This is a genomic window from Frankia sp. CcI156 (assembly GCF_001983015.1).
GTDB lineage: Bacteria > Actinomycetota > Actinomycetes > Frankiales > Frankiaceae > Frankia > Frankia casuarinae.
In genome coordinates this window covers 1-2,648 of sequence record NZ_MOMD01000119.1, presented here as the reverse complement: position 1 = coordinate 2,648, position 2,648 = coordinate 1, and the positions used below count along the sequence as shown (strand labels likewise).

The 2,648-nt window shown below is 72.8% G+C and carries 1 protein-coding gene; it reads right to left on the bottom strand.

Annotation, left to right across the window (positions count from 1 at the left end; translation table 11 throughout):
• Positions 1 to 2,648 (bottom strand): condensation domain-containing protein (locus CcI156_RS23495; RefSeq protein WP_139341609.1); only part of this gene is annotated, 2,648 nt, incomplete at both ends.

Below are 2,648 nucleotides of genomic sequence, written 5' to 3'. Positions count from 1 at the left end.
GGCACCGGCTGCAGCAGATCATCCAGCACATAGGTCCGGGTACCGGCGATCGGTGTGCCCAGGCTGACGCCGCCGCCCGCCGTCAACTGCCGGCAGGTCGACCAGATCGTGGTCTCGGTCGGGCCGTACATGTTCCACACCTGCGCGCAGCGCTCGATCATCGCCTCGGCCAGGTCCGGAGGGAGGGCCTCGCCGCCGCACAGAGCCTTCAGCCCGGGAGAGCCCGCCCAGCCGTCGTCGACGAGCATCCGCCAGGTCACCGGCGTAGCCTGCAGCACCGTCGCGCTGTGCCGTACGATCTCCGCCRCCAGCCTCCTGGGGTCCAGGGCCACCTCGCGTTCGGCCACCACCACGCGCCCGCCCACGACCAGCGGCAGGAACAGCTCGAGCCCGGCGATGTCGAAGCCCAGCGTCGTCACGGCCAGCAGTACGTCGGCCTCGGTGAGGCCGGGGCGGATTCGCATCGCGGCGAGGAACGTCACCAGGTTGCGGTGTGAGATGACCACGCCCTTGGGTGTTCCGGTGGAGCCCGAGGTGTAGATCACATATGCCGGGTGCCGCGGGTCGATCCGGCCTGACGCGGTCGGCTGCCGGGCCGCCGGGGCCTCGGCGGTCCGTGGGTCGTCCAGGACCGTCCGTACGGCCGGGTGGCCGGGCAGCGCCCGGGCGGTCTCGGCCGTGCAGACCACGGCGGCGGGATCGGCGTCGGCCAGCATGAACGCCACCCGCGAGGACGGGTATCCCACGTCTACCGGGAGGTAGGCCGCGCCGGTCTTCAGCACCGCCAGCAGCGCCACCAGCATCTCAGCGGACCGCGGCAGGGCCACGGCGACGACCCGCTCCGGCCCGGCGCCCTGCTCGGTCAGCCGCGCGGCAAGTCGGCCCGCCGCCGCATCCAGCTCCGCATAGGTGAGGCCTACGTCCTGGAAGACCACCGCGACGGCGTCCGGGCTGCGCCGCACCTGGGCCTCGAACAACTCGGGCAGCGTCCGGTCCGAGACCTTGAGCGCGGTGTCGTTCCAGGCGGTGTCGTTCCAGGCGCGCACGACCTGGGCCCACTCGGCCTCGTCCATGACCGGCACCCGGCTCGCCCGCAGCGCGGGGTCGGCGGCGACCGTTTCCAGCAGCCGCACCAGCCGCCCAGCCAGCTTCTCGGCCGTCGCCCGGTCGAACAGGTCGGCCGAGTAGCCGACCGCCCCGTCCAGCCCGGCGGGTGCGCCGCCGGCGGTGTGGTGTTCCCCGACGGTGAAGGACAGGTCGAACCTGGCGGCGTCGGAGCTCGACCGCTGTGGTTGGACGGACAGGCCCGGCAGCTCCCAGCCGCCGTCCTGGTGGGTGGTCTGGAAGGTCATCATGACCTGGAACAGCGGGTGCCGGGCCAGCGATCGGTCCGGTTGCAGCTCCTCCACCAGCCGCTCGAACGGCACGTCCTGGTGGGCGTAGGCGGCCAGGTTCACCTCGCGAACCCGGGCGACCAGGTCACTGAACGACGGGTCGCCGCCGGCATCGGTGCGCAGCACCAGCGTGTTGACGAAGAAGCCGACCAGGCCATCCAACGCAGGGTCGCCCCGGCCCGCGATGACGGTGCCGAGCGGGATGTCGGTGCCCGCGCCCAGGCGGGACAGCAGCAGCGCGACCGCCGCCTGCACCACCATGAACATCGTGGCCTTCCGGTCCCGGGCGATCCCCGCCAGCCTGGCGTGGGCCTCGGCGCTGACGCGCAGCGGGACAGTGCCGCCGGTGAAGGAGGCCACGGCCGGGCGCGGACGGTCGACCGGCAGCGTCAGCTCGGCAGGAAGACCGGCCAGGGACTGCCGCCAGTACGCCAGTTGCCTGCTGATCAGGCTGTCCGGGTCGTCCTCGCTGCCCAGGATCTGGCGCTGCCAGGCCGAGAAGTCGGCGTACTGGACCGGCAGCGCCGCCCATGACGGCTCCCGGCCGGCGAGTCGCGCCGCGTAGGCCGTGGACAGGTCACGGGTGAGCACTCCTATCGACCAGCCGTCGGCCGCGATGTGATGCACGACCAGCAGCAGGACGTGCTCGCGCTCGGCCAGGACGAGCAGCTCGGCCCGCCACGGCGGCTCGCTGCGTACGTCGAAGCCACGTGCCGCCTCGGCCGCCAGCAGGTCCGCGAGGTCCCGCTCGCTGGTCGCACGCACCACGAGCTCGGGGCCGCCGTCCAGGATCTTCTGGAAGGGCACCCCGTCCCGGTCGGGGAACACCGTGCGCAGGGTCTCGTGCCGCTGTGCCACGTCCTTCAGCGCGGCTCGCAGCGCGTCCCGGTCCAGGTCACCGCGCAGCCGCAGCGCCATCGGCATGTTGTAGACCGCGCTGCCCTCCTGCAACCGGTTGAGGAACCACATGCGGGTCTGCCCGAACGACAGCGGGATCTCCTCGGGCCGCTGCCCGGCCACCAGGGGGGTACGGGCGCTCCCGCCGCCGGAGGCCAGCCTGGCGATGCCCGCCGGGGTCGGCGCGGCGAACAGCTCGCGGATGTTCACCTYGACGTCCAGCACGGCCTGCACGCGGGCGATCAGTCGCATGGCCAGCAGGGAGTCGCCGCCGAGGTTGAAGAAGTCGTCGTCGGCGCCGACCCGGTCCAGGTGCAGGGTCTCAGCGAACAGGCCGCACAGCAGCTCCTCGGCGGG